Origin of the sequence: Nanhaiella sioensis, from assembly GCF_046557775.1 — a bacterium.
Taxonomy (GTDB): domain Bacteria; phylum Bacillota; class Bacilli; order Bacillales; family SM2101; genus Nanhaiella; species Nanhaiella sioensis.
Window position 1 is genome coordinate 680,182 of sequence record NZ_JBKAEG010000001.1, and the last position, 22,127, is coordinate 702,308.

The following is a 22,127-nucleotide window of genomic DNA, read 5'->3' on the forward strand; positions in this document are numbered from 1 at the left end:
CTATTAGGCAACTTAAAACAAGTACTTTCTGTTCAATTTTGACTGTCTATACTCAACTGACTATCTGCTTCATTTATTCCATTTTTCCACTTCAAAACAGCTACAAACATCAAACTCACTACTCGACTCCAACCTAATATACCTAATCCATGATCAAATGATTTCTTTCCAGAACACGAAAATTAATTGGAGAGACTTTCTTAAGTTTGATCCAGCTAAAAGCTTTGACAGTATCATCATCCAAAATATTGCAGATGAAGCAATGATAAATCGTGCTACTTTTTATTTACATTACCAAGATAAATATGATTTATTAGATCACATGATTGAGCATGTGTTGTTGGAGGTTGAAGATGTATATGATCCAACAAATCATATTAAAAATAAGCTATTAGAAACCAACAAGCTTCAAGCAACAATACTGAGAGTATTTGAACATGTTGAAAAACACCGCTTTTTTTATCAAGTGATGTTCGGTGAACACGGGTGTATATGATTTTAGACATAAAAATTCGCAACAAATTCAAAGACAATTTAACGGAGCTAGGTATGAAAAAAATGACCTACTCCTTCCTGAAGAACTGCTTCTTCACTTCGCTAGTTCAGCTTTTATAGGTGTTCTCACTTGGTGGCTAAAAGAAGAACCTTATCCCTCACCTGGCCATATGTCTAAACAAATCCTACGAATTTATTCTAAAAGGGCCCCAAGTGCTGCGGGGTTAAAAATAGATGTTCAAACCGACAACTAGTTAGACGTATTTGCGGACGATACTTATCACTTACTAAGTATTTTGTTATTGTATTGCACTGCATAGTTCTGCTTAATGCCTTTGTTAAATCAGTTTTCTCCGTGACTAGCTTTTAGCTCTAATAGATAGACACGTATAACCATAGGCTTCGTGGCATCTTTTCTACTTTTACATTTATTAAAGTTTTATAAAAACTATTCATACCGTCCATTTTTTTATAACAATAGCAACAAAGTATACGAACAGAGCCTAGACATAAGAATATTTTAATTACACTCGTAGTATTTTTCTCAGCTTTTAAACACACCTCCTTTAGTTTTTTTTAATTAGCAACAAAGTTTGTAAAAGTAGATATTTCAAATATTCACACAATTTACCATCATCGTCACATATTTTTCTCATCTTTATAATGTATCTTATTTGATATGAACGGTATTTAAGACACACCTCTCTCTTAGAGTCCAATAGTTATTGGACTTTTTTTGTAGTCAATAGATCGTTTTCTTACATATTCCTGTCTTTCGAAGGTTGATTTCGCACTACTAGCCTCGTACAAAGATGTCCCCCCTACAAATCTAGTCGTGGTGTCTATTCTCATATATTACAAGGTCCATTTAATATATTTCAAAAAGAGACAAGCATAAATAGTAACGCAAATAAATGCAACAATACTTATCACATCATAAAAAAGAGGCTGGGACAAAACCTAATTAAAATGAAGAAACCGCACGAAATCAAATTTATAAACCTTGATTTCATGCGGTTTTATTTTTACGTAATGTATAAAAATCAGTAAAGTTTCAACTTATGTCCCAGCCTCTTTGCTTTCTACTGTTTATAAACAGAATGTTAATTTCAGCAAACAACAAGTGGCGGAGCACATGCTTTGGATGTATTAAGCTAGTGCAAACATTCGCTAGCTTTTCCAGTTAAATGATAGCGCGAAATCTTTTATTGATAACTCTACTAAGTCGTCTTTTACTAGCTTAGTTGCGTACGCTGTTATCGCTGTACGATACAGCATCCACGATGATACGAATGGCAAAGAAACCTCCCAGGCCTCACATGCATCTCTAACTAATTCTTCATGACTTACATTGGCTTCTTTCAACTTAAAGTAGTCACTCATCCAATCTAATATTTGATGGTGGTATACGATATTGCCTCTAATAGTCCGTTGAAAAGCAGTTTCAAATTCGCCGTGTCCAGGTACTGCCCCGTAACAATCAATTCCCAAACACTTCTCTAATGTATTTATTGTATGTTGGCAATCTACAATATAAGGAATTTTATGTTTTTGAAGCTGCTCTATACTAAAATAAGCATCACCACAATATAAAATTTCATTGATTTTTATACCCATTTGATTTTCACTATGCCCTGGAAATGAGATACATTCAAACGTAAAAGCATCTATTTCATGGTTACCTTCATTTAGTACTTGGTCAATTCTGATAGTTTCACCTTCCAAGAACTTATTTCTCATTTCTGGTAAAGGATGGTTTCCTTGAAATAAATATATTGGCTCCAAAATAGGATACCGTAAAACCGCCTCCTCAAGTGGCGGAGCCATCGTAAATACGTCTTTTGTTTTTTGTAAATGCGCAGCACCTCCAAAGTGGTCTGCATGTGCATGAGTAATAAATAGGTGAGTAAGAGGTAACTGTTCTTTATCAAGCTCTTTAATTACTTTTTTTATTGAACTCTTATCGAGACCTGCGTCAATCAACAACCCTTGGTCACCCGCTTTCACATAACCAATATTGACCGCAGCATGAAAATAATAACAATCGTGTTGAATGTTGCATAACTTCATTTAGTAGTACGCCCCCATTATTCAGACTAGTTCATTTATATATTTCCCTTTACCAGTAATTTCGTAATATAGTTTTTCATCATTTTCTTTCACTTCGTATTTTCTTTTTTGAAGTATCGAAATTGGAAATGATTGTTCCTGTAGCCGTGCATCTATTGAAGACTTATAAACTGGATTAAATTTCATCATATCTTGCTTGAACGGAATGGTGCGAAGTGCGTATAAACTGTATTGCTCATGATTAATAGGTGCAATTAAAGTCATAGCTATCACCTTCCTTTATATATAAACATTCGATAAGATGCAAGTTTTTTCCTTTAATAACTCATAATATTCCAAAACTTCTTACTTAAACACAAATCATTTGATTGCTCTTTTTCGCACCACATTTACTTAAAATGTTCATGCATACTTTCTTCTGTAAAACGTGCAAACGTATAAAACTACTTCTTATGATTGTTTTCAAATCAACAATGTTTACTTCAAACAGAGACACTCAATTAAAGCATCCCACACCTGTTTATTACGAATGGGAAATCTCTACAATGTTTTAGGGCCAAAATACGTAGCTTAACATATGAAAATTATAGAAATAGTTTGCAAGTAAACCAGAAGTATCAACAAATTCTACAATTCAACTTTTCCTCCATTCATCATTTTGTTATGATAGAAAGGTTAAAAATATACAAGTCATTAGGAGGGTCCTTCATGGACTGTGCAATACATCATGATCGCCTTATTGAACTAGATTCTCAGCATAGAGAAAATCTCCAGCGCCTCTATGAAAATAGTCTTCGAGGAGAAATTACGTGTAAAGATTGTGGCGCAGAAGTCCGATTATATCTAGGCATGTCAAAGCAACCACATTTTTATCACAAAACGACATCCTGTCAAAACGTCAATGTGGTACCAGTTCATCAACCAAAAGAAAACGAGGCTGATAACGCTATTAATTTTGTTGAACAAAATGGATTTCGCATACCAAAATCACGTACTATTTCATCAACGGTCTTGGAAAAGCAAATGATATGGCAGCCTGCAAAAACCGTAACAACAACCCAAACATTTAAAAATGATACAACAAAAGAGTACGTTAAATACGCAACCAACATTCAGCTAGATTCATTACAATGGGATGCGGTAAAGCATACAGAAGGTCCACTTCTTATTCTTGCTGGTGCTGGGAGTGGAAAGACTCGTGTCTTAACTACAAGAACACTCTATATGATTAATGATAAAAAAGTAGATCCAGCTAGCATGATACTCGTTACATTTACAACTAAAGCGGCAAAAGAAATGAAACAACGCCTACTTTCTTACGGGATATCATCAGCAACGATCAGTCGCATGGTAATAGGAACTTTCCATAGTATTTTTTACAAAATACTTCTACACCACACCCCTGAGAAATGGCAAAGCGACAAACTCATCAAATGGGAATGGCAAAGAGAACAGCTTGTTAAACAAGCGGGGATGGAAATCAATTTAGATGAAAAGCAGTTTGCTTACGACGAAGCCCTTCAAAAAATTAGTTATTGGAAAAACACATTGTTGGAACCGATGGATATAAAACCTACAGACGAATGGGAAGAAAAGCTAGGATTTTTATATTTGCGCTACGAACAATTGAAAAAGGAAAAATCTTTATTCGACTTTGACGATATGCTTGTTGGTTGCTTACAGCTTTTCCAACATAATGAACAACTGTTAAAAAAGTATCAGCAACGCTTCCACTATTTTTTAATCGATGAATTTCAAGATATTAATAAAGTCCAATACAAGATCATTCAATTGCTCTCAAATCATACGAAAAACCTTTGTGTAGTTGGGGATGATGATCAATCTATTTATGCCTTTCGAGGAAGTGACCCATCGTTTATTTTACATTTCTCTACAGATTATCCTAATTGCAAAACAGTTATATTAGCAGAAAACTATCGTTCTACACATCATATTGTCCAAAGTGCAAATACGGTAATATCAGAGAATAGTATTCGTCATCAAAAAAATATGATATCACAAAATAATAATCAACATGTACCAACTGTTTTTTTTCCTTATGATGAAGAAGAGGAAGCGACAATGATTGTCACTGATTTAAAAGAAAAAATTGCAAATGGGGCAGGGCCAAATGATTTTGCGATCTTTTATCGAACCCACTCCGCTTCTAGAGCCATATTTGAGAGGTTGACACAGTCTAGCTTACCTTTCACTATTGAACAGGATAGTGAATCTTTTTATCAAAGGAGAACTGTTAAAAGCTTAGTTGCACATTTACGCTTAAGCTTAGACCCAAATAATAGCAATGCTATTCGGGATATCTTAACTGCACAGTTTTTAAAGCAATCAATCTATCAAGATTTGAAAGCAATTACTATATTAGAAGATTGTTCATTTGTAGATGGACTAGCATATCTTCAAAATGTCCAACCTTTTCAAAAAAGAAAGTTACAAAAAATAGTTCCTTTGTTTAAAACTTTAGCTAACCTACCACCTATCCAAGCTATAGAAAAAATCGAACAAGAGATGGGCTTTGCTGAATTTGTTAAAAAAAGAGGGAATGAAGGCAATGCTATTGAAAGAGGGTCAGATGATGTACGTGACTTAAAGGTTGTTGCTAAGAAATTTACAAATCTTCCCCAACTCATTGAGCACATTGATCACATGATTGCAATGAATAAAGAAATGAAGGAACTTAGTAAGCAATATAACAACGCAATTACTTTATCAACTATCCATCGAGCGAAGGGGCTAGAGTATAAAAACGTATACGTGTTAGGGGCTGTGGACGGTAGCCTTCCACACGATTATGCATTAGAATCGTTTCGAAATGGCGATATTCGTATCCTTGAGGAAGAGCGACGCTTATTATATGTTGCAATGACACGTGCGCAAGACTCTTTATACTTGTCTATACCACATATGCGACGTGGTAAAAAAGCTAAGCGTTCACGTTTCTTAGCTTCAATAATAAGATAAAAAGCTTTTTAAACTTTTTGTACATTTATAAAATGACTACCGTTGAACAAGACTTTATGCCATTTTTATGGTTCTAAATAAAAAGAAGAAATGCTACGAAATCTAGTTTCATCTTGTTTATTTCTTAGTACGAAAAATACTTTTTATGTGAATACAACCAGAGATTACAAACATTTGATTGAGCAACTACCGATACGCAGCAGCTCATTTGTTCTTGAAAGCATTATAGTTATCACTTGAGCACCTTTTGCCTTGTCCACTTAGGGGATAGTCGTTGGAGCTGTATAACTTGATCGTCATCTAAGGGTTTATAATCAAGAATCAATAAAGAGCTAGTGATCTAGTCATCCTAGCTCTTCGTTCTTTAAACATGCACTTGGTTACCTTCATATTCTAGGACACATCAGTCCTCTTATTTTCAACAATATTTATATCTTTTACCTTATACATACACCTTTGTTAATATTCCTGAATTAGATATACACAGCTAGATGAAGGTATAATTATTTCTTACTGCTTACATTAAGATAAACTATGTGAGCACTGCGTTAATAAAAGAATGGGAAACCGAAGCGTCTTATTCCAAAGAAAGGAAATCCAAAACGACCAAATCTACGGAATCTTCGTGGATAGCCTCCAAAACCACCAAAACCGTAGCCAAATCCTCCATTAGGGTCGTTAACAAATTGTTGTTGCTCATCTCTGTTCGCAACTTCCCCCATTGGAACTAACATCACTACTGAATCTCCTTGCGTACCTACAATAATTCCGTCATAATGGCGTCCATCTTTCATTTCTACACAGACAAAGTGGTGCTTATACTTTCTACAGAAGTCCTTCATTTCTTCGGGACTGTGAGCTGGCATTACTTTCTCGTGTGCTGGCATGACGTTTTCTTGCATTGGCATTACATTTTCTTGTGCTGGCATGATGTTCTCTTGCATTGGCATTACATTTTCTTGTGCCGGCATGACATTCTCGTACATCGGCATTACATTTTCTTGTGCTGGCATGACGTTCTCATACATCGGCATTACATTTTCTTGTGCTGGCATGACGTTCTCGTACATCGGCATTACATTTTCTTGTGCTGGCATGACGTTCTCGTACATCGGCATTACATTTTCTTGTGCTGGCATGACGTTCTCGTACATCGGCATTACATTTTCATGCGCTGGCATCACATTCTCATACATTGGCATTACATTTTCATGCGCTGGCATGACGTTCTCATACATCGGCATTACATTTTCATGCGCTGGCATGACGTTACCGTTCCAAGGCATCATATTCCCATGCCAAGGCATGACATTTCCATGCATTGGATTGTGCATCTGGTTATGCATATGTGGATAATAATGATTCAACAGTTCATACCTCCCTTATATTTTTCTATGCTATTTTATTCAAATATTGGGGAGTTGACACAGGTTTTCACAATTTCATGTAGAGAAATAATACACAAGGAATAAATCGCACACTAAGCTGCACTTGTATATGTGAGGTTATACATGTAAACTCTAGCTCGATAATATAACTAAACAAAAACGGGTTTCTATTGATCAAAAAATATGTAAACATATATCGATACAAATATAATCTTTTCTTGTACGATACTCATAAACTATAACGCCACTAATACACGCCGTAATTTAGTATAAAAGCTATCAAATTCACAAAGAAAAATGCTCATACGTGCTCTATAACCAATGAAAATTATGTGTGTCAAAAAATTTCGTCGTCACTAAAATATAATTATTAATAAGCGCGCAAGTTTTCAACTATAAGTTAGGAAAGGACGTAGAACAACTATAAAGAAAACTTATTTAAGATTTAGTAAAAATCCGTTACCTCCCTTTGTCTCAACCTCTTTGAATGATGTTATAAAAGTATGCTAGGAATAAAACAAAAAAACTTCCAACTGGAAGGGAGTTTAATTATTGATGAGGATCATTACTCATTAAATAGTTACAACTTAAAATCAGGTGGAGCTTGTTGCCCACCTGAACGTAAAGTTAGTTTAGCTTGAAGGAAGTTACTTCTTGTTTAACATATTCGCTATCGTTCCAAAATCAATCTTTTTCCCATCATTAATAATAGAACTGACGATTTTATCCTCAAGTTCTTTTGGAACGTCACGTCTAGCTAACTCAGCTACTCTTTTCACAATTTGCCTAACTTGTTTTTCATCTTGGAAGTTTGCATGTTGTACTGAATTGGCTAATTCGAAAACATCCTTCATTTTAACTCCTGTTTTCTTCTCAATATTTTTAAATAAATTATTATCCATCCCTAAGCCTCCTAACGTGATATATCATATGACTTGATATGCTCAGGTGTGACCGTCACTATAAATGTTCTGTTCGTATCATCAAAATTTTTGTATACTAGAAAATATACTTTCAAAGGAAAGTGGGACTCACATGGATAAATTATTGTTCTTATCTCAAATTAGTTTGTTAGAAGAATTATCAAATGAAGAGTTGCAAGTAATTGATGAATTAAGTTCGATGAAGCCAGTCAAAAAAGGAACAATTATCATAGATCCTAATCTTCCGATAAAAGCTTTGTTTTTTTTAAAAAAGGGACAAGTTCGCCTATATCGTATGAATGCACAAGGAAAAGAGTTTACGTTAGATATTTTAACTGATGGAAATATTTTCGGAGAAACATCTACCCTCTCTCTTATTGATGACCAAGTATATGCACAAGCAATGACTGACACATATTTATGTGTGATGGGGAAATCAGAATTCGAATCATTTATCGAGAAAAATCCGAAAATTGCCTTGAAGTTTATTTCAATACTTTCTGCTCGGTTAAAAGATATTTACGAGATGAGTGAAAAAATAGCACTCGGCGATGTAAAATATCGTGTCTTATATTTATTACTGAAACTTAGTGAAAAATCCGGCAAAAGAAAAAACGAGTGGCAAACAATTGAAATGAAGCTTACACACCAGGATATTGCTACAATGGTCGGATCGACTCGTGAGACAACAAGTACAATCATAAGCCAGCTTAAGAAAGAAGGGTTTCTTAAGAAAGGAATTCGTTCATTAGCAATCCATGTCGACAATGTAAACAAACACATTAATAGTCAGTACCTATAAAGAGGGCTAATATTATTTTTTTGTTGCTACAGCGATTCAATTAGAAAACAAAATAGTTGTATTCGTGGATTTAAAGCTTTTAGTGCATTTTTGTCTTACATTTGTGTTGCTGATGATAGGATTTTTATAATCTTTAGCAAAGAAAAGGCTGCCCGGAAACCTAGTTGTATACGTGATTATTCTTTAGAATGAAAACAACATTCCATACGAAAAACAGCAATTTGTTTTCTAGCAAGAGGAAGAGCAAAATAAATGTTAAAATAATAATAGACGGATGAGATTTTTTATCTCATCCGTTTTGATGCTTTTTATAAAGGTACGTCTTACATATAACCTAAAAGAGGTAGCTTCTAATGGACTTACTTACCATTAGTGTTTTCCAACCTTTAAACTAATACATAAATACGGTCGCACCTACGATTATTAATAGGATAAACAATATTACAAGTAATACAAATGACGACCCACCGTATGGTCCACCATATCCATAACCAGGATATCCATAACAACCAGATCCGCAATACATACCCTTTTAACACCTCCCTGTATATCATCACTATTACTGTATGATGACTAGTCATATAACGATATGGATAAACGCGGAGATGTCTAGGAATTTTATCAGTTGATGTAAAGGATGTAAAAAGAGGCTTTAATATTTGCTGTTTACACTTTTAAGATGCTTTTGATACTGAGACATTAAAATTTATGAATTCAGTTAGCTGTTCTCATGTAGTGAAAATTGATACTAAATATACGAGAAAAAGATAGCTTGTTTAAAACTTCCTATCTATTTCATTTTGCTTTTGCTCAAAGTACCTTTCTCCCTTTTCCATCATATTCTCAAATTTTCTCCAAAAAGAATCACTTGTATTGTCAAGTTTACCTAAATCTGAATCAAGCTCCCTTGCCCACTGATCAACTTTAGGAGGTGGTTTTTCGTTTGTTTCAGCTTCTCCTGTTATATCTGATAGAAATTTTGCTAACTCCTTCCAAAAATCTGGCACATTCATCACTCATTTCCTGTAAAGTTACCATAATATATTCGTGATGAATGCAGGTTGTTCAATAAATCATAATTGTACATATTCATAAAATTATCGAAACCATTTTATATACTTTTCTGTAATTTTAGGTAACGAGCTATTAAACAGCTTTTCACGCCAATACAAATCAGTTGTCCGCTGTACAGCTGCAGCATGGTTTGGATATGGGTGTATCACTTGAGAAACTGAGCCAATTTTTTGTTTATATTGTTTTGCGTACACGATTTCTTGCATCCAATCTCCTGCACCTGCACCTACTGCATGAGCACCGATTATTTTACCTTTGTTATTCGCAATAATTTTAACCATACCATTTGTGTTATGGTCACTTACAAACCTGTCTACATCAGCCAGAGGTTGAGAGAATACCGAAATATCTCCATATGTCTCTTTTGCTTCCCTCTCAGTCAACCCTAGATGAAACACCTCTGGATCAGTATAAGTCACCCATGGGACGTTATCATAATTGACCTTTTTTGAAAATCCTAACACAGCATTTTGTACGATTAACTTACCTTCCATACCGGCTACATGTGTAAATGGAAACCTTCCATTCACATCCCCAACCGCAAATATATGTTTAATATTTGTTCGTAAATAGTCGTCTACGACAATAGTGCCGCGTTGATCAACGTGGACACCCGCAGCTGACAAATTTAGCTTTGCTGTATTTGGAGTTCTTCCAGAGGCAATGAGAATTTGGTCTACTTGCAACTGTACCTGACCATCGTCCTTTTTTATAGAAACGGATATATGTCCAGACTGTTTACTAACCTCTTCTACTGTTGCATTCGTAAAAATCGTCATTTCATCTTCAAGATGTTTTTGTACATACGGAACGATTTCTTCATCTTCTTTTGATAACAGCCTCTCACTTCTCTCAACTACAGTAACCTCGCTACCAAAGCGAGCCAAAGATTGTGCAAGCTCTAAACCAATAGGACCTCCACCAATGACCAATAATCGACCAGGAGCTTCTTTCAAAGAAAAAATTGTTTCATTCGTTATATAATCAATATCATTGATTCCTTTGATTGGTGGAATAAACAGCCTTGATCCAGTAGATATGACAACTCTCTTTCCGTACACAACTTCTCCTGTACTAATTTCAATTTCGTGAGAGGATCGAAAGCTTCCGATACCGATATATACGTCTACTCCCATACTCCTAAATCTATCGGCATCATCATGTTTTGCTATCGTATTAATTGCTACTTTTACTCTTGTCATTGCTGCGTCTAGCGATGGTTTCCCTTGTAATTGAAGTCCGAATTGATCAGTTTGCGTTTTCGCATGATGTACGATCTTAGCTGACTCTATTAATGCTTTCGATGGAACACAGCCATAATGCAAGCAATCTCCACCAGGCTGTTCTTCCTTTTCAATCAATGCTACTTTTGCACCTAATGAACTAGCACCCGCTGCGACTGTTAGTCCACCTGCACCGCCACCAATAACTACTAGGTCGTATTTTTTCACTGCTCTCACTCCACCTTATGATAAAATTCTTTTTGCTTCTAATAACCGCTGAACTGTTGTAAAAATTTCAATCACTAGAAAAAGTAATGTCAACCATACAAGCACATTCGTAAATATCATCATTGCTGAAAAAAGTAAAAATCCTTCTGTTCGCTCTGCTAAACCAGGTTGGTAATAAAAAGATTTAATGCCTTCTTTCTCTGTGACTGCACCGACTGTTAAGAAAATTGTCATTGCAACAATGATTGAAACACTTAATAATAAAAGGCTCCACATCGCTTCAGGGTAACGAAATGCCAATCCTAAAATAACACTAATCTCTACAATGCGATCGAATGTTACATCTAGGACCGTACCAAATGGCGATGGTTTAGTTAGTCGTGCCATTGTGCCATCAACTGCATCTAAAAAACCAGAAGTCCATAAAGCGACCAGTGCTAATACGGTATAATCAAAATAAATAAAAACACCAGTCGTTATACCAATAACAAACGAAATCACAGTTGTTTGATTTGCAGACAAACCTATTTTCAACAAACCTTTTGCCGATCTTTGAAAGATAGGCTGTACGTACTTTCTCGCATGTGTATCAAGCATGATTACACCTCCGTTAATTAATTGAAATTGATTACTTCGTTAAACCTAATCTTTTTTTAAGCTTCTTACTTGTAAAAATTGGAATAATTAATACGAGTAGAAATACGATAACTGCAATCATAACAATCTTCATATCTCCATGAGCAAAGCTTGAGCCTAAAAAGTTATAAGCAAATGTTCCAGGAATAATACCAATAAACGTTGCTAAGACAAAATCTTTAAACCGAACCTTTGAAATACCTGCGATATAACTAATCATGTCGAAATTAAAAATTGGCAACAGGCGTAACAATAAGACATATATAAAGCCTTGTTTTTCTATTTGAGTTTGAATAGACTTCGCCTTTCCAGTCCATTCTTTATTACTAATATTTTTTCCTAGCTTACGGGCAACCCAAAATGATAAAGCGGCACCACATGTTGCTCCTACTACTGTATAAATGGTGCCATTAATAGCACCAAAAGCTAAGCCAGCAGCTAACGAAAGAATAGAAGCTGGAAAAAGGATAAGTGGACGTACAGTATATAAAATGACATAAATAACTGGCGCAAACAGTCCAAATGATAATATCCATTCTCTTATTAACGTCGGAGTAATATTTAAATAGTTATTATTTATCCATATTAAGGTAATAAGAACAGCTATTAATAATATGATTTTTACGATCGTTTGCTTTTTCATTTGCTTCCTCCGTTCATTTCGTTTTAAAAAAAGCTCTTTTCGTAAATTTTGTTGCTAGTTACTAAAATTGAAAAGATGCTCCGAAACCTAGTTGTATACGTTCTTATTTGTTAGAATGAAAATCAACATTCTATAAGAAAACAGCCTCTTTGAAAAGCAAAAGTTATTGTGAAAACAGCATAAAAAATATATTTCTAAGCAAGGAATGTGTGTACGTTACTTCGGTTAGTCACTAGCTTTACTTTTTCTCCTATTTTCACACGACTGTTTGAAGGAACGGTTACACTTTTATTTATTTGATCTACTTCTATTTGATCAAAAAGTTGGCCATGTTTGATAAATCTATTCATTACCTTTCCACTAAAGGCTAGCTTGTGCTGATCAATTTGATTATTGCTCGGAAGCAATTCCAAGTCTTGGATAGGTATAAACTTGTTATGATCTGTGATAAGACCATCACTGAAAAATCTAGCTACTTCCACGTTTACAGGATGATTGTAAACATCTAGTGGCGCACCTAATTGCTGGATTTTATTTTCCATAACAATTGCCACCTGATTACCAATTGTCATCGCTTCTTCTTTATCATGTGTAACAAAAATTGTCGTAATATTTTCTTTCTGCAATAGTGAAACGATCCATTCTCTTATTGATGAACGCAGTTGAGGGTCTAAGCTACTAAATGGTTCATCTAATAATAACAGCTTCGGTTTAGTCATTAATGCCCGTCCTAATGCTACACGTTGTTGTTGGCCACCTGACAACTCATAAGGATATTTCTTTTCATAATTTATTAATTCAATTTTTTCTAAAAGCTGTCTCGCATGATATATTCGATTTTTTCTTTGGTTATACAGCTTTTTTGCACCGTACATGACGTTTTCAAGTACTGTTAAATGGGGGAAAAGGAGGGCCTGCTGAAACATCATGACAATAGGTCTATTTTCCGCTTTGTCATGAGTTACATTTATACCATCTACCCATATTTCTCCTGTAGATACTTGCTCTAACCCCGCAATACTGCGGAGTATCGTTGTTTTTCCTGAACCAGATGGTCCAACTAAACTAAGTATCTCTCCTTTATCAAGTTGAAAATTAATGTCGTCAATTACTGAAGTATTACCATACTGCTTTGACACGTTTATGCAAGATACAAATGATTCATCCATTTATAGCACCTCTTTATCTTTTAGCAACATATATAACAGTTCTTATGACTAGTTCAATACATAATATAAACACGATAGGGAGGATCGCAAATAGAATAGAAAAGCTAGCAATTACCGCATCATCTACTGTAGTAAAATAAGGGTAGTAAATCGTCGCTAACGTCACTACCGTACCACCTCCGATAAGTGCTGTTAAAACGTATTGACTTAACGAAATGACAAATACGAGAAATGACGCGGTACGTACACTAGGAGATAGTAATGGTAAAGTAATCGTAGCAAATATTTTTAACGGTGATGCACCTAACGATTTAGCTTGTTCTTCCCATTTCACTCCAATACGTTCGTATCCAGCTCTTAAAATTCTAACAGTATAAGGAACGGTTGGAATTAAATGAACAATTGTCACACCTAACCAATGGTCGGCTAACCCCACTTTAATAAAAGTAATGTGTAATCCCATTGCTACTGCTAAACTTGGAATTAGAATAGGAAGTAATAGCAGTGTTTCAAACATTGATTTACCAAAAAAACTCTTTTGTGCTAGCCCTTTCGCAGCAGGAAACGCAATGATAAAGTTTAGAATTAATACACCTATTCCAATTTTTATAGTCGTGTGAAGCACCTCAATCAGTTTTTGATCTTTAAACAATGTCATCCAGCCTCTAGCCGAAAAATGTTCAGGTACAACTTGACCAAAACGCCAACCGTATGCAAAGCTATTTACTACAATTAAGGAAACTGGTAAACATACAAGGGATATCATAATAAGTAATCCGATATTTTTAGTGAGCTTTGTCATTATATTTTTCCTCTTATAAGCCTTGTTCTGAGCCTTTGTATACTCATAAAACTTACAGCTGTTGTGACCAAAATAAGTAAAGTTATACAAATAAAAGCAGCGAGTGCAAGCGGACGATTACTCCAATCACCTTCGAAAAACCACTGATAAGCAATAATTGCAATCATTTTCGGGTTTGTTGCTCCAACTAGAAAGGGTACTTCGTAAGCTGCTATGATAAACGCAAACAAGATAATAAATGTCTCAATGATAACTGGGAGAAGCCATTTCCATTCGACAGTCCAAAATACATTCCAACTATTGCCACCAAGAGTACGTACAACATCATCATAGCGATTGTCAATTTCATAAAAAACAGGAATGAGCATGAGAATTACAAAGGGAACTTCCTTCCATATATAAGTCATCATTATACCTAAACCATCTCGATCCATTGTCAATACTGGAAATTGACTTTGATCACTAATTAGCTCAACTGAGTAAAAAATAGAAGCAATAATACCACTAGATGAAAATAAACTAAATACCATGTAAGCTGCAACGAAATGCGGAAAAATCATCGGCAGCCATACGAGTAACTTTAAGTGACTTTTTTGCAACAAATGATAAATAAACTTTGCACTAATAAGGCCTATTATTAATGACATGACAGTTGATACCATTGTTACTCTTAAACTGAACTTGATTGATTGTATAAACACTGTATTGCTAAATAGCTCTTGATATACGTGCAGTGATACTCCACCATCAGTCGACTGTAACGATTCAATAATTCCGTGAAGAACCCCATACGATATCAAGAGAATTGAGAACAACGTCACAGGAAAAAATAATAATAATGTCTTGTTATGGCGTTTGTACCACTTCATTTTGCCATGTCTCCTTCACCCAATTCACATATAGAGAATCTACTTCTGGTAATAAGTGATCCTTCAAGACTTCTGAAGATAGTACAGAATCCCCTCTGTTGACTTGTCGTAATTGCTTTTGTAAGTCCTCGGAAAGCTTTGTAGGGTCTAGTGCCATATTCTCTCCCCACATAGAAGGCTCCATTTTCTTTAGTTGGGCTTCAGGTGATAATAAATAATTAATTGCAACCATTGCCCCTGCCACGTTAGGACTGTTGTATGGAATCGTTAAAAAATGTGTATTCCCAATCGACCCAGAGTCAAACACAAATGTTTTTGTTGAATCTGGAAAGATCCCTTTTTCGATCAAGCTCTCAACACGTGCTTCATTATAGCCCATTGTCATCCATACCTCACCATCACTGTACAATCGATCTAGTGCAGCTAAATCTTGAGGGTAAGTTTCTCCTGATCTCCATAGAAAAGGTTTAATATCTCGTAAATAAGTCCACATTTCTTGACTTTGAGTATAAATATATTGCTCATCAAAGCTTCGAGATAACAATTGATCTACTCCACCTGCTGCTTCATACATTAAATGGCGTAAAAACGCATTACCTGTAAAGTCACTCGCTTCTGGATATGTGAATTTTCCTTTGTTCTCCTGCATCCACACCTTTAGTTCCTCAAAAGTTCTTGGTGGTTCAGCTATATTTGCTGAATTGTAAGCTAATACAAATTGTACTTTCCCCCATGGTGCTTCCATGTTTTCTGTCGATGTACCAAAATCATATTGCACATCTAAGCTTTCTAAATCGACATATTGCTGGACATTCGGTAGCTTATTAGAAAATGCTCCTAGTAATAACTCATTTTCTTTAGCATTTTTAAAATTTTCACCATTAACCCATATAACATCAATTGTTCCTGAATCTTTGCCTGCTTTTTTTTCAGTTAACAATTTTTGAAGAATATTCTCTGTATCCATCGGTGTGCGGGTTAAAATAATGTCATGCTTCTCAAGTAGTCTAGGTGCAACCCAATCATCAATGTAAGAATTAATCCCTTCATCTCCACCCCACATAAATATATTCACTTCTGTACCACTGGCAAGTTCAATAATATCTTTCCATTCTTGCTGAAGTAAATTCTCAGCTCCGTGTCGGTTAGGTTGATTGTTGTTACAAGCAGATAGTAGAAAGAGAAAAATAATTGATATACCCTTCAAACTTTTCATATATTGTCCTCCTAGAAAAATATAATATCTTCACTTTCAAGGAGGATCTTACTCGGTATTCTCCCTGATTTTCCTGTTAGCTTTTGGCTGTTTTCACATATGTTGTTGTTTTTCGTATTTTTAAAAAAACACGCACACTACAAGAGTTCTTGGGATCTTTTCTTCTTTACAACGATGACTAACATATAAACCCACTTTTTATAGTGCTAATTTGGTAACAATAGCAACAAGGTTCACAAAAAGAGCCGGAGCTATTACACTACCACTATGTGTAAGCTTTTCATTATAGTAGAGTAGCTTCACATTACATTTACCAATGTACAACTATTAAGTAATAGTGCATTGTCAATTACTCTTTACTCTTCGATTTATTAGAACAAAGATAAAAATACGTATAAACCCAGTTTGATTTTTAGCCAGTAACATGATAACAATTCACTTCTTACTGCCCTAATTTAGTACCAATAGTAAGAAAGTTTATGGAAAGAGCCTTGTTAAATGCTATTATCGCATAGACTACTATAATAGGGCATAAGGCATGCACAAAGGCACCTTTCTTTAACTAGATTATCTTAATTGTCCACAATTTGCATTGTTATTCCAACACATTTAACGACAACAACCTTAATCAAAGATTAAAAAAAGAACCTTATGAATATATAACGAATATATTAACAATTTATTAAAACCTCATCTACGTTGTAGGAAACATTTTCAAAATGTCTTTACCAATAATCACTTTATCATCTAGATGTAATATTGGTAATGTTATTTCATTAATGAGTTGTTGTAACTCAAGTAAATACTCTTTATGATGAAAAATATTTTTTTCTGTAAATGGTATATTTTTCTTTCGTAAAAAACTCCTTGTATACTGGCAAGATGAACACCCATCCATTGTATATAAAACCGTTGTCAACTTTCATTCCCTCCTTACAATGTCAATTCTAATGACATCATTACTCTTTTTCAGTAAGACAGCTTACATACATTCTACCTATCTAAGGATATACTTTGGAGGAAGAACAAACACAAATCAAATTTGTTCTTTATCTTATCTATTTATGGTACATTGAATAAGTCATTTAATTATGAAAGGGAGAGATCATACATGGAGAAAATCACATCACTTGATCAGTTCAACGATATTACAGCGAGGGACGAAAAATCTATCATCAAATTTTATACAAATTGGTGCCCAGATTGCAGACGTATGGACATGTTTATCGGTGAAATTATTGACGAAAATCCTTCATTAAATTGGTTCGAGATAAATAAAGATGATTTCCCTGAACTAGCGGAAAAATATGATGTAATGGGAATTCCAAGTTTGCTAATATTTAAAAATGGTGACAAACTTAGTCATCTGCATAGTGCAAATGCTAAAACACCTGAACAAGTAAGACAATTTCTAAATGAATAATAATGAGTAGAGCCATTGCAGAATTTATGCAGTGGCTTTATTGTAGTATATATTTTGTTGTTCTTCTCATACTACAAGTAATGCTTACTAAGGGGTTGCTCATATAATGGATCGATTACAGGATAATAAAAAAAGTAATAGTAAAGTGGACCAAGAAAAAGAATTTATTCAGCAAACAAACACAAAAAGCCCAAACCAACCTTCTCCACAGCCTAAAGATTATGAAGATATAGAATATTAACGGGATCGTACAAGCGCCTATCTGCATAAACCTTATCTTCATAAGGCGCTTTTTTTTGAGTGAAATTATTTGGTGTATCAAGAACTCAGACCTACTGCTTTAGTGCTCCAAATATGCTGTTAATTTTATCTGCATGTCTTGAAGCTTTTGTGCATTTCTAGCATACATGTCTTTTGCTGTACGATTTTCAGTTTGTAGTGCAAACAATTCAAAATCTGCTTCACATTTTTTTATAGAGGCTAATAGCAATTGCTTTGCTTGTGGTTTAGGAATTTCTATTTTATCGTCATAAACATCTATGGTAAGCTGTCCATAGGAGTCGACCTGTGCAAGAAACACATTTTCTATAGCTACTCCTTTTTTGTCTAGTTCTTCCTTTAACCACCTTCTATTTAAGCCTATCGTCGTAAGGGGCTCATCAAAGATTTGTCCATCCATAACAACAGTTTGCGGCTCCTTTATAGCAGGAGGATTATTAATAACATCCTCAACTGAAAGTGGCTGCTTTTCCTTTTTTAGTAAAACGCTTAAATCTCCATTCGTTTCTAATGTAGCAAATTCAACATCAGCAAATTTAAAGACGTCTTTCTTCCTCAGTTGCTCTAATAGCTCATCTAGCGTATATTTTTCCTTTTTTAAGTTATCCTCCATGATTTTTCCGTTCTTAATGAAAACTGTAGAGTTTCCTTCTACGAAATCTCTAAACTTCTTATTATGTAAAGATAGGAATGAAATAGCTACAGGAAACATGGACCAAATAAAAATGCTTATTAATCCATGCATGACGTTTAGGCCAAGATCCATCGAGAGAGTTCCGGCAATATCACCAATTGTAATCCCAACTATATATTCAAAAAATGATAATTTGGATAATTGCTTTTTCCCTAATATTTTTGTGATGACAAATAAACCAATAATGATTGAAAAAGAACGGATGACAACCTCTATCCAATCAAGCATAGTGTTAGCTCCTTCTCGTAAATATTAAAAACCTCTATATTGAGGCTCTTCCCCTTCTAGCTCTCCTACACGTACTTTGATTTCTTCAATAATGTCTTCAGTTAATAGCATCGCTTCATGAAAATTACGTTTAGCCTCACCCTCTACTGATGTTAGTGCTAAACTTTGTAATCCTGCATGAATACCCTTTAAACTTGCTAAGCTTTGCTTTACTTGTGATCCAACGGTCATATCTATCACCTCCTATCCCTTTGGTTTAAAGAGTAACGCTCCGATAAATCCGAATATGATAGCTGCTGAAATCCCCGCACTAGTTACTTCAAACATACCTGTCAGCACTCCTATGATGCCATGTTTATCAGCTTCTTGTAGCGCACCGTGAACGAGAGAATTCCCAAAGCTTGTAATCGGAATAGTTGCACCTGCACCTGCAAAATCAATAAAAGGTTCGTATAAACCAACGCCATCAAGTATGGCTCCAGCAACAACTAATATACTTAAAGTATGTGCAGGAGTTAACTTAAACACATCAAACATAATTTGTCCGATAACACATATTAAGCCACCAATCACAAAGGCCCAAAAGAAAGTTGCAATCATTCATTCTCATCTCCATTCTCTATGGCTACTGCATGCGCTATGCAAGGAATTGTTTCTCCTTGTTGAAATGAAAGAGGAGATAGTAATGCACCTGTAGCAATGACGAGTATTCTTTTCAGTTCACCTGCTTTCATACGATTAAGTAAATAACCGTACGTAACTGAAGCTGAACAACCTGCCCCACTTGCGCCTGCCAATACAGGCTGACCCTCCCGATAGATAAGTAACCCACAATCTTGATACTTATGATCTTCGATAGCTAGTCCATGTTTTTTTAATAGATCGAGCGAAATCTCTCTTCCGATATGTGCTAAATCACCTGTAATAATTAAATCATAATGATCTGGGTTAATATTCATATCCTGAAAATGAGCCTCTATCGTTTCAACAGCTGCAGGTGCCATTGCTCCGCCCATATTAAAAGGATCAGTTAAACCCATGTCGACGACTCTTCCTATCGTAGCTGAAGTAATTCGCGGTCCTTTCCCCTCTTTACTCACTAATGCAGCACCTGATGCAGTTACAGTCCACTGTGCTGTTGGAGGCTTTTGTCCTCCATATTCGGTAGGATAACGGAATTGTTTTTCCACGGCAGAATTATGACTTGTAGCACCAGTTAACACGTAATTTGCACCTTGATAATTTACAAGAAAAGCACTTAATGCTAATGCCTCCATTGAAGTTGCACAAGCGCTAAAAACACCTAAGTATGGTGCACCAATAGACTGTGTTGCAAATGTTGTGGGAGTCATTTGGTTAATTAAATCACCACCTATAACAAACTGTACTTTGTCCTTTGGTAAATGAGCTTTTTCAAGAGTTTTAAAACATGCTTCTTCAAATAATATTTTGTGAGCTTTTTCATAAGAGTCCTCACCAAGCCATAAATCTTCGTGTAATAAGTCAAAATGATCAGCTAGCTTCCCGTTTGCTTCGAATGGTCCACCTACGGTACCTGTTGATATGATGACAGGCTTATGATTAAACACCCATGTACGATGACCTTTCAGCATTTATAGGCCACCCCATTGTGTAACAATCGTTTTAATTAACCCAACGACAAATGCGGAAAATGTACCAAACAGAATAACTGATCCTGCAAGCTTAAACATATTCCCTCCTACACCAAGCACAAAACCTTCCGTACGATGCTCAATACACGCAGAAATAACTGCATTACCAAATCCTGTAACAGGAACTGCACTTCCGGCACCTCCAAATTGTGCAATCCTATCATAAACTCCAAAACCAGTTAAAAGCATCGATATAAAAACCATTGTTGCGACTGTAGGATGTCCAGCGGTTTGCTCGGTAAAATTAAATTGATAAATATAAAAAAGTTGGATCATTTGACCAATGATACAAATAAATCCACCTACAAAAAAAGCTTTTATACAATTCATCAAAACAGGACGCTTCGTCTCTCTTACCTTCTCAAATTGTTGATATTCCTGTTGTGTCGGTGTCAAGTTTTTTAGTTTTTTATTTGCCACCAGATCTCACCACCTTTTAAGCTTCTTCTTTTGATAATAAAGTTATGTCATTTAATTCTTTTTCAGCTTTCTTTTTATCAAGCTTATCTTCATCAATTTTCTTTTTAAGCTGCGTCAATTCAATGAATATTTTTAAGTCCCTAGAAACGGTAATTTTGTAATCTGGAAACTCTTTTTTTAACGCTTTTTTTGCTTTCGCTTCTATATCAGCTAGAAACCATCTGTGAACATGTTTCACCTTGAACGCAACGACAACTTCTTCATCAATATTTACAGCAATAGCTTGCGTAATCCTATCCTGTTTTACTATTTCCTTCATAACTCTTTGCGAAATTGTTTGATCAATCACAATTTGTTCGGGAGACCTTTCCTTTGATGTGCTACTTAATTTTGTTATCATTTGGTTTTCTTCGTTTGACTCTTTTTCCGTCATTGTACAGCTTGATGCTATTATGGTAATGATCATTAAAAAAAGCAGTCTACTTTTTCTCATTCAAAACCAATCCATTCTTTATGTAATGCTTAATTAGTATGTGCAAGCACTTCTTCCAAAAAAAGCTGGTATTCAACCAACCTTTATTGCCTGTACTGAGGTTCCTCTTGTTCAATTTCTTGCATGCGTGGATTGAGAAGGTCTACAATTTGTTGTGCCTGCTGTGCAGCTTGCTCATATAATTGTTTAGCTTGTTGATTTTCAGTTTGTAACGCAAATTGCTCAAAACTCGCTTGTGCACTTTTTAAACCAGCTATCGTCTGCTTAACTTGTGTTGCAACAGTCAAAATAATGTCCTCCTATGCTGGAAATTTCTTTTCACTGCTTATCTTGTATCGTTTACGCATTTTTTATAATAACTTTTTTTACCATCATGCCTTCATATAAAGTAAAACAGAGC

26 protein-coding genes are annotated in these 22,127 nt (G+C 35.1%); 5 read left to right on the top strand and 21 right to left on the bottom strand.

Annotated features, from left to right (window positions below; all coding sequences use genetic code 11):
• Positions 1–157 precede the first annotated feature (157 nt).
• Positions 158–496, top strand: a complete 339-nt coding sequence (locus V1503_RS03215; protein ID WP_410624802.1) for a TetR/AcrR family transcriptional regulator — start codon at positions 158–160, stop codon at positions 494–496.
• Between the two features lie 1,169 nt (positions 497–1,665).
• On the opposite strand, the gene V1503_RS03220 is transcribed toward V1503_RS03215, so the two are convergent.
• Both V1503_RS03220 and V1503_RS03225 read right to left on the bottom strand, forming a co-directional pair.
• Positions 1,666–2,565 (bottom strand): MBL fold metallo-hydrolase, encoded by a 900-nt coding sequence (locus V1503_RS03220; RefSeq protein WP_410624804.1) that lies wholly within the window; start codon positions 2,563–2,565, stop codon positions 1,666–1,668.
• Between the two features lie 21 nt (positions 2,566–2,586).
• Positions 2,587–2,829 carry a hypothetical protein gene (locus V1503_RS03225; RefSeq protein WP_410624806.1) on the bottom strand — a complete coding sequence of 81 codons (243 nt, stop codon included), beginning with the start codon at positions 2,827–2,829 and terminating at the stop codon, positions 2,587–2,589.
• A gap of 444 nt (positions 2,830–3,273) precedes the next feature.
• Here V1503_RS03225 and V1503_RS03230 point away from each other — a divergent pair, with 444 nt between their 5' ends.
• Positions 3,274–5,544, top strand: a complete 2,271-nt coding sequence (locus tag V1503_RS03230) for a UvrD-helicase domain-containing protein (protein ID WP_410624808.1) — start codon at positions 3,274–3,276, stop codon at positions 5,542–5,544.
• A gap of 548 nt (positions 5,545–6,092) precedes the next feature.
• Here the strand turns inward: V1503_RS03230 and V1503_RS03235 are convergent.
• On the bottom strand, positions 6,093–6,911 hold the full coding sequence (locus V1503_RS03235) for a ribosomal eL19 family protein (RefSeq protein ID WP_410624810.1): 819 nt from the start codon (positions 6,909–6,911) through the stop codon (positions 6,093–6,095).
• Positions 6,912–7,579: 668 nt separating this feature from the next.
• A complete protein-coding gene (gene spoVIF, locus V1503_RS03240) occupies positions 7,580–7,834 on the bottom strand; it encodes a sporulation-specific transcription regulator SpoVIF (RefSeq protein ID WP_214483339.1) in 255 nt (84 codons plus the stop codon).
• 133 nt (positions 7,835–7,967) lie between these two features.
• On the opposite strand from spoVIF, the gene V1503_RS03245 reads away from it, so the two are divergent.
• Positions 7,968–8,657, top strand: a complete 690-nt coding sequence (locus tag V1503_RS03245) for a Crp/Fnr family transcriptional regulator (protein WP_214483338.1) — start codon at positions 7,968–7,970, stop codon at positions 8,655–8,657.
• Positions 8,658–9,048: 391 nt separating this feature from the next.
• On the opposite strand, the gene V1503_RS03250 is transcribed toward V1503_RS03245, so the two are convergent.
• From V1503_RS03250 to V1503_RS03295, 10 genes are all read right to left on the bottom strand, one after another.
• Positions 9,049–9,183: a YjcZ family sporulation protein gene (locus tag V1503_RS03250; RefSeq protein WP_214483337.1), complete on the bottom strand. Its 135-nt coding sequence runs from the start codon at positions 9,181–9,183 to the stop codon at positions 9,049–9,051.
• 250 nt (positions 9,184–9,433) lie between these two features.
• Entirely contained in the window at positions 9,434–9,670 is a 237-nt protein-coding gene (locus tag V1503_RS03255; protein ID WP_214483336.1) for a hypothetical protein, read from the bottom strand.
• Between the two features lie 84 nt (positions 9,671–9,754).
• Positions 9,755–11,182, bottom strand: coding sequence for a dihydrolipoyl dehydrogenase family protein (locus tag V1503_RS03260; RefSeq protein WP_410624813.1), 1,428 nt, complete (start codon positions 11,180–11,182; stop codon positions 9,755–9,757).
• A 15-nt stretch (positions 11,183–11,197) separates the two neighbouring features.
• Entirely contained in the window at positions 11,198–11,779 is a 582-nt protein-coding gene (locus V1503_RS03265) for a CDP-alcohol phosphatidyltransferase family protein (RefSeq protein WP_214483334.1), read from the bottom strand.
• A 31-nt stretch (positions 11,780–11,810) separates the two neighbouring features.
• Positions 11,811–12,461, bottom strand: a complete 651-nt coding sequence (locus tag V1503_RS03270) for a TVP38/TMEM64 family protein (RefSeq protein WP_410624816.1) — start codon at positions 12,459–12,461, stop codon at positions 11,811–11,813.
• 194 nt (positions 12,462–12,655) lie between these two features.
• Positions 12,656–13,630 carry an ABC transporter ATP-binding protein gene (locus V1503_RS03275; protein ID WP_410624817.1) on the bottom strand — a complete coding sequence of 325 codons (975 nt, stop codon included), beginning with the start codon at positions 13,628–13,630 and terminating at the stop codon, positions 12,656–12,658.
• A 13-nt stretch (positions 13,631–13,643) separates the two neighbouring features.
• On the bottom strand, positions 13,644–14,432 hold the full coding sequence (locus tag V1503_RS03280; RefSeq protein WP_410624819.1) for an ABC transporter permease: 789 nt from the start codon (positions 14,430–14,432) through the stop codon (positions 13,644–13,646).
• Entirely contained in the window at positions 14,432–15,301 is an 870-nt protein-coding gene (locus V1503_RS03285; RefSeq protein ID WP_410624821.1) for an ABC transporter permease, read from the bottom strand. The genes V1503_RS03280 and V1503_RS03285 overlap by 1 nt, the downstream gene beginning before the upstream one ends.
• The gene (locus V1503_RS03290) at positions 15,279–16,517 is read right to left on the bottom strand and encodes an ABC transporter substrate-binding protein (RefSeq protein ID WP_410624823.1); all 1,239 of its coding nucleotides are present in this window, start codon (positions 16,515–16,517) and stop codon (positions 15,279–15,281) included. The genes V1503_RS03285 and V1503_RS03290 overlap by 23 nt, the downstream gene beginning before the upstream one ends.
• A gap of 694 nt (positions 16,518–17,211) precedes the next feature.
• Complete coding sequence (locus V1503_RS03295; RefSeq protein ID WP_214483328.1) at positions 17,212–17,436, bottom strand: glutaredoxin family protein; 225 nt, start codon at positions 17,434–17,436, stop codon at positions 17,212–17,214.
• A 192-nt stretch (positions 17,437–17,628) separates the two neighbouring features.
• Here V1503_RS03295 and V1503_RS03300 point away from each other — a divergent pair, with 192 nt between their 5' ends.
• Both V1503_RS03300 and V1503_RS03305 read left to right on the top strand, forming a co-directional pair.
• Positions 17,629–17,940 carry a thioredoxin family protein gene (locus tag V1503_RS03300; protein WP_214483327.1) on the top strand — a complete coding sequence of 104 codons (312 nt, stop codon included), beginning with the start codon at positions 17,629–17,631 and terminating at the stop codon, positions 17,938–17,940.
• A 106-nt stretch (positions 17,941–18,046) separates the two neighbouring features.
• Positions 18,047–18,181 carry a hypothetical protein gene (locus V1503_RS03305; RefSeq protein WP_284730469.1) on the top strand — a complete coding sequence of 45 codons (135 nt, stop codon included), beginning with the start codon at positions 18,047–18,049 and terminating at the stop codon, positions 18,179–18,181.
• Between the two features lie 99 nt (positions 18,182–18,280).
• Here V1503_RS03305 and V1503_RS03310 read toward each other — a convergent pair whose 3' ends face one another.
• From V1503_RS03310 to V1503_RS03340, 7 genes are all read right to left on the bottom strand, one after another.
• Positions 18,281–19,141, bottom strand: a complete 861-nt coding sequence (locus V1503_RS03310; protein WP_320259137.1) for a DUF421 domain-containing protein — start codon at positions 19,139–19,141, stop codon at positions 18,281–18,283.
• A 24-nt stretch (positions 19,142–19,165) separates the two neighbouring features.
• The gene (locus V1503_RS03315; RefSeq protein WP_214483325.1) at positions 19,166–19,372 is read right to left on the bottom strand and encodes a DUF1657 domain-containing protein; all 207 of its coding nucleotides are present in this window, start codon (positions 19,370–19,372) and stop codon (positions 19,166–19,168) included.
• Positions 19,373–19,384: 12 nt separating this feature from the next.
• On the bottom strand, positions 19,385–19,741 hold the full coding sequence (gene spoVAE / locus V1503_RS03320) for a stage V sporulation protein AE (RefSeq protein WP_410624827.1): 357 nt from the start codon (positions 19,739–19,741) through the stop codon (positions 19,385–19,387).
• Positions 19,738–20,754, bottom strand: a complete 1,017-nt coding sequence (gene spoVAD, locus V1503_RS03325) for a stage V sporulation protein AD (RefSeq protein WP_214483323.1) — start codon at positions 20,752–20,754, stop codon at positions 19,738–19,740. Before spoVAD ends, spoVAE begins: the two co-directional genes overlap by 4 nt.
• Positions 20,755–21,234: a stage V sporulation protein AC gene (spoVAC, locus tag V1503_RS03330; RefSeq protein WP_410624830.1), complete on the bottom strand. Its 480-nt coding sequence runs from the start codon at positions 21,232–21,234 to the stop codon at positions 20,755–20,757.
• Between the two features lie 16 nt (positions 21,235–21,250).
• Positions 21,251–21,727, bottom strand: coding sequence for a YhcN/YlaJ family sporulation lipoprotein (locus V1503_RS03335; protein ID WP_410624832.1), 477 nt, complete (start codon positions 21,725–21,727; stop codon positions 21,251–21,253).
• A gap of 83 nt (positions 21,728–21,810) precedes the next feature.
• Entirely contained in the window at positions 21,811–22,014 is a 204-nt protein-coding gene (locus V1503_RS03340; protein WP_410624834.1) for a DUF1657 domain-containing protein, read from the bottom strand.
• Positions 22,015–22,127 lie beyond the last annotated feature (113 nt).

Coding starts and splice junctions, on each gene's coding strand:
- spoVAE (WP_410624827.1), bottom strand. CDS start 19,741: ATGATTGCAACTTTCTTTTGGGCCTTTGTGATTGGTGGCTTAATATGT.
- spoVAD (WP_214483323.1), bottom strand. CDS start 20,754: ATGCTGAAAGGTCATCGTACATGGGTGTTTAATCATAAGCCTGTCATC.
- V1503_RS03215 (WP_410624802.1), top strand. CDS start 158: ATGATTTCTTTCCAGAACACGAAAATTAATTGGAGAGACTTTCTTAAG.
- V1503_RS03305 (WP_284730469.1), top strand. CDS start 18,047: ATGGATCGATTACAGGATAATAAAAAAAGTAATAGTAAAGTGGACCAA.
- V1503_RS03220 (WP_410624804.1), bottom strand. CDS start 2,565: ATGAAGTTATGCAACATTCAACACGATTGTTATTATTTTCATGCTGCG.
- V1503_RS03265 (WP_214483334.1), bottom strand. CDS start 11,779: ATGCTTGATACACATGCGAGAAAGTACGTACAGCCTATCTTTCAAAGA.
- V1503_RS03285 (WP_410624821.1), bottom strand. CDS start 15,301: ATGAAGTGGTACAAACGCCATAACAAGACATTATTATTATTTTTTCCT.
- V1503_RS03275 (WP_410624817.1), bottom strand. CDS start 13,630: ATGGATGAATCATTTGTATCTTGCATAAACGTGTCAAAGCAGTATGGT.
- V1503_RS03310 (WP_320259137.1), bottom strand. CDS start 19,141: ATGCTTGATTGGATAGAGGTTGTCATCCGTTCTTTTTCAATCATTATT.
- V1503_RS03250 (WP_214483337.1), bottom strand. CDS start 9,183: ATGTATTGCGGATCTGGTTGTTATGGATATCCTGGTTATGGATATGGT.
- V1503_RS03270 (WP_410624816.1), bottom strand. CDS start 12,461: ATGAAAAAGCAAACGATCGTAAAAATCATATTATTAATAGCTGTTCTT.
- spoVIF (WP_214483339.1), bottom strand. CDS start 7,834: ATGGATAATAATTTATTTAAAAATATTGAGAAGAAAACAGGAGTTAAA.
- V1503_RS03335 (WP_410624832.1), bottom strand. CDS start 21,727: ATGAGAAAAAGTAGACTGCTTTTTTTAATGATCATTACCATAATAGCA.
- V1503_RS03280 (WP_410624819.1), bottom strand. CDS start 14,432: ATGACAAAGCTCACTAAAAATATCGGATTACTTATTATGATATCCCTT.
- V1503_RS03230 (WP_410624808.1), top strand. CDS start 3,274: ATGGACTGTGCAATACATCATGATCGCCTTATTGAACTAGATTCTCAG.
- V1503_RS03245 (WP_214483338.1), top strand. CDS start 7,968: ATGGATAAATTATTGTTCTTATCTCAAATTAGTTTGTTAGAAGAATTA.
- V1503_RS03315 (WP_214483325.1), bottom strand. CDS start 19,372: ATGACCGTTGGATCACAAGTAAAGCAAAGCTTAGCAAGTTTAAAGGGT.
- V1503_RS03300 (WP_214483327.1), top strand. CDS start 17,629: ATGGAGAAAATCACATCACTTGATCAGTTCAACGATATTACAGCGAGG.
- V1503_RS03255 (WP_214483336.1), bottom strand. CDS start 9,670: ATGAATGTGCCAGATTTTTGGAAGGAGTTAGCAAAATTTCTATCAGAT.
- V1503_RS03290 (WP_410624823.1), bottom strand. CDS start 16,517: ATGAAAAGTTTGAAGGGTATATCAATTATTTTTCTCTTTCTACTATCT.
- V1503_RS03225 (WP_410624806.1), bottom strand. CDS start 2,829: ATGACTTTAATTGCACCTATTAATCATGAGCAATACAGTTTATACGCA.